Annotated in this window: 9 protein-coding genes; 7 read left to right on the forward strand and 2 right to left on the reverse strand. The window is 76.1% G+C overall.

The window, feature by feature from the left end; genetic code table 11:
* The first annotated feature begins 93 nt into the window (after positions 1-93).
* The 3 genes from HGCM_RS10210 (at position 94) to HGCM_RS10220 (ending at position 1,222) form a co-directional block, all read left to right on the forward strand.
* On the forward strand, positions 94-447 hold the full coding sequence (locus HGCM_RS10210; protein WP_026075401.1) for a VOC family protein: 354 nt from the start codon (positions 94-96) through the stop codon (positions 445-447).
* A gap of 65 nt (positions 448-512) precedes the next feature.
* Positions 513-1,007 carry a DUF2975 domain-containing protein gene (locus HGCM_RS10215; protein WP_019136742.1) on the forward strand — a complete coding sequence of 165 codons (495 nt, stop codon included), beginning with the start codon at positions 513-515 and terminating at the stop codon, positions 1,005-1,007.
* A complete protein-coding gene (locus HGCM_RS10220) occupies positions 1,007-1,222 on the forward strand; it encodes a helix-turn-helix domain-containing protein (RefSeq protein ID WP_019136743.1) in 216 nt (71 codons plus the stop codon). The genes HGCM_RS10215 and HGCM_RS10220 overlap by 1 nt, the downstream gene beginning before the upstream one ends.
* A gap of 13 nt (positions 1,223-1,235) precedes the next feature.
* On the opposite strand, the gene HGCM_RS10225 is transcribed toward HGCM_RS10220, so the two are convergent.
* Positions 1,236-1,607: a hypothetical protein gene (locus HGCM_RS10225; RefSeq protein ID WP_019136744.1), complete on the reverse strand. Its 372-nt coding sequence runs from the start codon at positions 1,605-1,607 to the stop codon at positions 1,236-1,238.
* Between the two features lie 19 nt (positions 1,608-1,626).
* Positions 1,627-1,953 (reverse strand): hypothetical protein, encoded by a 327-nt coding sequence (locus tag HGCM_RS17940; RefSeq protein WP_019136745.1) that lies wholly within the window; start codon positions 1,951-1,953, stop codon positions 1,627-1,629.
* A 161-nt stretch (positions 1,954-2,114) separates the two neighbouring features.
* Here HGCM_RS17940 and HGCM_RS10235 point away from each other — a divergent pair, with 161 nt between their 5' ends.
* From HGCM_RS10235 to HGCM_RS10250, 4 genes are all read left to right on the forward strand, one after another.
* Positions 2,115-3,242: a YihY/virulence factor BrkB family protein gene (locus HGCM_RS10235; protein WP_019136746.1), complete on the forward strand. Its 1,128-nt coding sequence runs from the start codon at positions 2,115-2,117 to the stop codon at positions 3,240-3,242.
* A gap of 195 nt (positions 3,243-3,437) precedes the next feature.
* Complete coding sequence (locus tag HGCM_RS18870) at positions 3,438-4,208, forward strand: hypothetical protein (protein WP_051016070.1); 771 nt, start codon at positions 3,438-3,440, stop codon at positions 4,206-4,208.
* A complete protein-coding gene (locus HGCM_RS10245; RefSeq protein ID WP_019136748.1) occupies positions 4,205-4,627 on the forward strand; it encodes a phage holin family protein in 423 nt (140 codons plus the stop codon). Before HGCM_RS18870 ends, HGCM_RS10245 begins: the two co-directional genes overlap by 4 nt.
* Positions 4,624-5,232 (forward strand): DUF3618 domain-containing protein, encoded by a 609-nt coding sequence (locus HGCM_RS10250; RefSeq protein ID WP_019136749.1) that lies wholly within the window; start codon positions 4,624-4,626, stop codon positions 5,230-5,232. Before HGCM_RS10245 ends, HGCM_RS10250 begins: the two co-directional genes overlap by 4 nt.
* Positions 5,233-5,383: the final 151 nt, after the last annotated feature.

Genomic DNA, 5,383 nt, shown 5'->3' on the forward strand with positions numbered 1-5,383 from the left:
CGTCGACCCGCGTCCCTGACGGCCGGGCCGGCAGTGCCGGGCGGCGTGCGGGTCGCCGCGTCGTCGCCGCGGCGGCCGTGGCAGCCTGGCGGCATGACGCACGTGACGGGCATCGGCGGCTACTTCCTGCGCGCGGCGGACCCGGAGGCGCTGGTGGCCTGGTACCGGGACGTCCTCGGCCTGCCGACCGACCGCCACGGCCAGTGGGAGCAGGAGGCCGGACCGAGCGTGCTCGCGGCGTTCCCGGCCGACACGGACGCGTTCGGCAGCGACCAGCGCACGATGCTCAACCTCCGGGTGCGCGACCTCGACGGTCTGCTCGCGCAGCTGCGCGAGCGGGGCGCGGTGGTCTCCGACCAGGTCGAGGAGATGGCGGGCGTCGGCCGGTTCGGCCGGGTGGCCGACCCGGAGGGCAACGTCGTCGAGCTGTGGGAGCCGGCGCCCTGAGGCTTGCCCAGCCTATCGATTCTCGATAGATTAGCGTCGTTCTTCGATGCATTGGGAGGTCGATGATGGGCGCCTGGACGATCCGCGTGCTGCGTCTCGTGCTCGCCGGGCTGCTGCTCGGGCTCGTGGCGGTGCAGGCCGGCGTGCTGCCGGCGCTCGCGCGCGACCTCGAGGAGGTGCCGGAGCTGGCGTCGGCGCGCTGGCTGGTCGCCGGGCTGTGCATCGCCGGGCTCGTCGCCGTCGAGGTGGTCCTCGTCTGCGTCTGGCGGCTGCTCACCCTCGTCCGGCGCGACGCGGTCTTCAGCGTCGCGGCCTTCCGCTGGGTCGACGCGGTGGCGTGGGCGTCCCTCGCGGCCGCCGCGTGCGCGTTCGTGCTGGGGCTGGTGCTCGCGCCCGGGGACGTCGCGCCTCCCGGCTTCGTGCTGATCGTCGGGCTGGCGGGCGCCGGGGCGCTCGCCGTGGCCCTCGTCGTCGTCGTGCTGCGCCTGCTGCTCGCGAAGGCCGTCGCCCTCGACGCGACGGCCACCACGCTGCGCGCCGAGCTCGACGAGGTCATCTGATGCCCATCGTCGTCGATGTCGACGTCATGCTCGCGCGCCGCAAGATGTCGGTCGGGGAGCTGGCCGAGCGCGTGGGCATCACGCCCGCGAACCTCGCGGTGCTCAAGAACGGGCGCGCGAAGGCGGTCCGCTTCACGACGCTCGAGGCGCTGTGCGAGGCGCTGGGCTGCCAGCCCGGCGACCTGCTGCGGTACGAGGACGCGCCCCCGGCCTGAGCCGGCCGTGCCGTCAGGTGCGGGGGCGCGACGGGTACGCCAGCAGGACGTGCAGGTCCTCGGCGTGCGGGCCGGCCAGGACGCCGCGCGCGACCGGGAGCTGGTCGCGCGCCTCCGCCTCGAGGATCTCGTGCTCGACGTACCGGGCCCACTGGGCCGGCAGCCGACCGATCTCCGCCTCGTGGAGCAGCACGCGCACGTCGCCCGGCCCCTCCCGGCGCAGGACGACCGTGAAGCGGCCGAGCAGGTCGCGCTTGGGCCGGCGGGGCTGGGCGCGGACGTCGTAGTCGAGGACCCGGACGGTGACGTGCCCGCCGCCGGCGGGGATCCAGCAGGGCATCGGGGCGCGCGCGGTGACCTTCGGGGCGCGGCGGGTCGCAGTCATGGCGTCTCCCATGAGGCGCTCAGGACGCGTCGGCGCGCACGAGCCGCCAGACGACGGACCGGCCGTGGTCGGTGGGCATCGCGCGCCCGCCCGGCACGGCGGCGGTGGCGACGGGGCGGCTGACGACCTGCCAGACGCCCGCCCGGGGGCAGCTCTGGCCCGTCCGCGCGAACAGCACGGCCGGCGCACCCAGCACGGTGGGTGCACCGAGCGCCGGGACGGTGGGGGCCGGGCCGGACGAGGCGGCGCGCGCGGCGGGCGTGACGACGGGGTTCGACATGGGGGACCACTCCTGCACGACGTGCCAGGGCGGCGTCTTCACCCGGTGCTGCTGCGGCCAGGCCACTGTCCCACCCGGTGCACGATCACGCTCGTCGAGCGGGGGACCGCGTACGGGGACGGTGCTCCGCGCGCCGCGCCGTGGGCGCGGTGCGACAGTGGAGGAGCGCCCCCGTGCGTGCCGGGTGGAGAAGCGGCCCGGCCGTCGCCCTCTGCCCGGAGGCCCCGATGACGCAGCAGCAGCCCGGCTCCGACCGGCACCACCAGCCCGCCGCCACCGCACCGGCCGGCGGCACGGACGACAGCGACGCCGGCACCGCCGCCGAGAAGTCCGCGGCCCCGGCTCCCGACGACCCGCGCAAGCCCGACTCGCCGACGCAGCTCGCGAAGCCGTCCTGGCTCTACGTGCTGCGCACCACCGCACGCGAGTTCACCGACGACCAGTGCACCGACCTGGCGGCCGCGCTCACGTACTACGCCGTGCTCTCCGTGGTCCCGGCGCTGCTCGCCGTCGTGTCGCTGCTCGGCCTGGTCGCGAAGCCCGACCAGGTCGTCACGAGCCTCGTGGGGCTCGCGGAGGACGCGGGTGCCGGTGACAGCGTCGACACGCTGCGGCCCGTGCTCGAGCGGCTCACGCAGGCCCCCGGCGCGGGCCTGACGCTCGTCCTCAGCCTCGTCGTCGCGCTGTGGTCCGCGTCCGGGTACGTCGCCGCCTTCGGGCGCGGCATGAACCGCGTCTACGAGGTGGACGAGGGCCGCCCGTTCTGGAAGCTGCGTCCCGCCCTCCTGCTGGTGACGCTCGTGCTCGTGGTCGTCGCCGTCGTCGTCGTGGCCATGCTCGTCCTGTCCGGACCGGTCGCCCGCGCGGCGGGCGAGGCGATCGGGCTCGGCTCGACGCTCGTGACGGTGTGGGAGATCGTCAAGTGGCCTCTGGTCGTGGTGCTCGTCGTCACCGCGATCGCTCTGCTCTACCACGCGACCCCGAACGTCCGGCAGCCGCGGTTCCGGTGGGTCAGCGTGGGCGGCCTGGTGGCGCTCGTCGTCTGGGCGCTCGCGACGCTGGGCTTCGGCTTCTACGTGGCCAACTTCTCGTCCTACGGCGAGACCTACGGCTCGCTGGCCGGAGCGGTCGTCCTGCTGCTGTGGCTGTGGCTCACGAACCTCGCCCTGCTGTTCGGCGCCGAGCTCGACGCCGAGCTGGAGCGGGGCCGCGAGCTGCAGGCCGGCATGGAGGCCGAGCGCACGCTGCAGCTGCCGCCCCGCGACACGCGCGCCAGCGACAAGCGGCGGGCGCGGCTGGAGAAGGACGTCGCGCGCGGCCGGGAGCTGCGCGAGGAGACCTCCACCGAGCGCTGAGCGCCCTCCCGAGTGCGGGCGGCGGCACACCGATCTACGTTCGAACCAGAGGCGCTCAGCGCCCGTGGCGCCGGGGAACGACCCCGCAGGCGCATCGAGAGTGGAGCCCACGCTCTCCCGTCGCACCATCCCCCAGACCATCCACGCCGGACGCCGCCGGTGACCCTCCGGCGTCCGCTCCACCAGGAGGTGGCCATGTCGGCAACCGATCCGTCGACGCAGGGCGTCGGCAGCAGCAGCACCGCACAGAAGGCCGGCGACGCGGCGCGGGACGTCGCCTCCTCGGCGCGCGACGCCGGGCAGCACGTGGCGGCCGAGGCGAAGGCCCAGGCGGGCGGCCTCGCGCAGGAGGCGCAGGACCAGGTCCGCCAGCTGTGGGGCGAGACGCGCGGTCAGCTGTCCGCGCAGCTCAGCGAGCAGAACGGCCGGCTCGGCTCGGGGATCCGCACCTTCGGCCAGGACCTGCAGGGGATGGCGGACGGTGCGGAGAGCTCGACCGCCGCGACCATCGTCCGCGAGCTCGGCTCCCAGGCGTCGCGCGTCGGGTCGTGGTTCGAGGACCGCGGGCCGGAGGGCGTGCTGGAGGACGTCCGCGACTTCGCGCGCCGCCGGCCCGGGACGTTCCTGCTCACGGCCGCGGTGGCGGGCGTCGTCGTCGGTCGGCTCGCGCGCGGGCTGAAGGACGCGGGGTCGTCCTCGTCGTCGTCGGCGCCCTCGCTCCCGTCCGGCCAGGCGCAGCCCAGCGCCGCGCCGCTGACCGGCACGGCCGGCGTTCCCGGCGAGGCGGACCCCCTCGGCACGGCCGGAGCGTCGCCGGTCGGGCTCGGTGACCCCGCCGCGAGCACCTGGACGCCGGCGCCGGTCGAGTCCGGCGCGTCGGGCACCGACCCGATCGTGGTCCCGGGCCGCCCGGCGTCGGAGAGCGCCTACGACGACGGCCTCGGCGGGACGGGGGTGCAGCGATGACCCAGGTCCCCGCGTCGCCACCGCCCGGGCGGTCGGAGGACGCGTCGGTGGGCGAGCTGCTCGGCGAGGTGACGCGCGACCTGTCGACGCTCATGCGTCAGGAGATCGCGCTGGCCAAGGCCGAGGTGAGCGAGTCCGCCAAGCGCGCGGGCAAGGGCGCCGGGATGCTCGCGGGCGCGGGCGTCGCCGGGCACATGGTCCTGCTCTTCCTCTCGATCGCCCTGTGGTGGGCGCTCGGCTCGGCGATCGGTCGCGGCTGGTCCGCGGTCGTCGTCGCCGTCGTGTGGGCGGTCGTCGCCGCCGTCCTGGCCCTGCGCGGCCGTACCCAGCTCCGGGAGGTGGAGGGTCTGCCCGAGACGGCGGACTCCGTCCGCAAGATCCCCCACGCACTGCAAGGACACGAGGAGAAGAACGCATGAGCACCGACCCGCAGGCCATCCGTGAGGACATCGAGCGCACGCGCTCCGAGCTCAGCTCCGACGTCGACGCGCTGACCGACAAGGTGAGCCCGACCCGGGCGGCGCACCGCCAGGCGGACCGCGTCCGCTCGGCGTTCACCTCCGCGAAGGACGCCGTCATGGGCACGGCGTCCGACCAGGCGCACCGCGTGGGCGACCGGGTCTCCGGCACCGGCCACTCCCTCGGCGACCGCCTGTCCGACACCGGCCACGCGATCGGCGAGGCGCCCACGGCCGTCCGGGACAGCGCGCGGGGCAACCCGCTCGCGGCGGGCCTGGTGGCGTTCGGCATCGGGCTGCTCGTCGCCTCGGCGCTGCCGGCGACGCGCCGCGAGCAGGAGCTGGCGCGCTCCGCCAAGGAGCAGGCCGAGCCGCTCGTCGACGAGGTCAAGGAGGGTGCGCGCCAGCTCGCCCAGGACCTCAAGCAGCCGGCGCAGGAGGCCGCCAGCCACCTGACCGAGCAGGCCAAGGAGGCCGGGCAGCAGATCAAGGAGGAGGCGACGTCGGCCGCGCAGGACGTGCGCGAGGACGCCCAGGGCGCGCAGCAGCAGGTGCGCGAGGGCTGACCCGTCCCGCCCGCGACGGGCGCCCCCGGCCTCCGCCGGGGCGCCCGTCGTCGTCCCGGGCCGGCGACGGGGGCCCCGCGTGGCCGGCCCGGCCCGGCGGACGGGCCGTCAGAGGGTCGCGCGCGCCCGCAGCCGTGCGGGCGGGGTGGCG

This window comes from Cellulomonas massiliensis JC225, assembly GCF_000312005.1.
Taxonomy (GTDB): domain Bacteria; phylum Actinomycetota; class Actinomycetes; order Actinomycetales; family Cellulomonadaceae; genus Cellulomonas; species Cellulomonas massiliensis.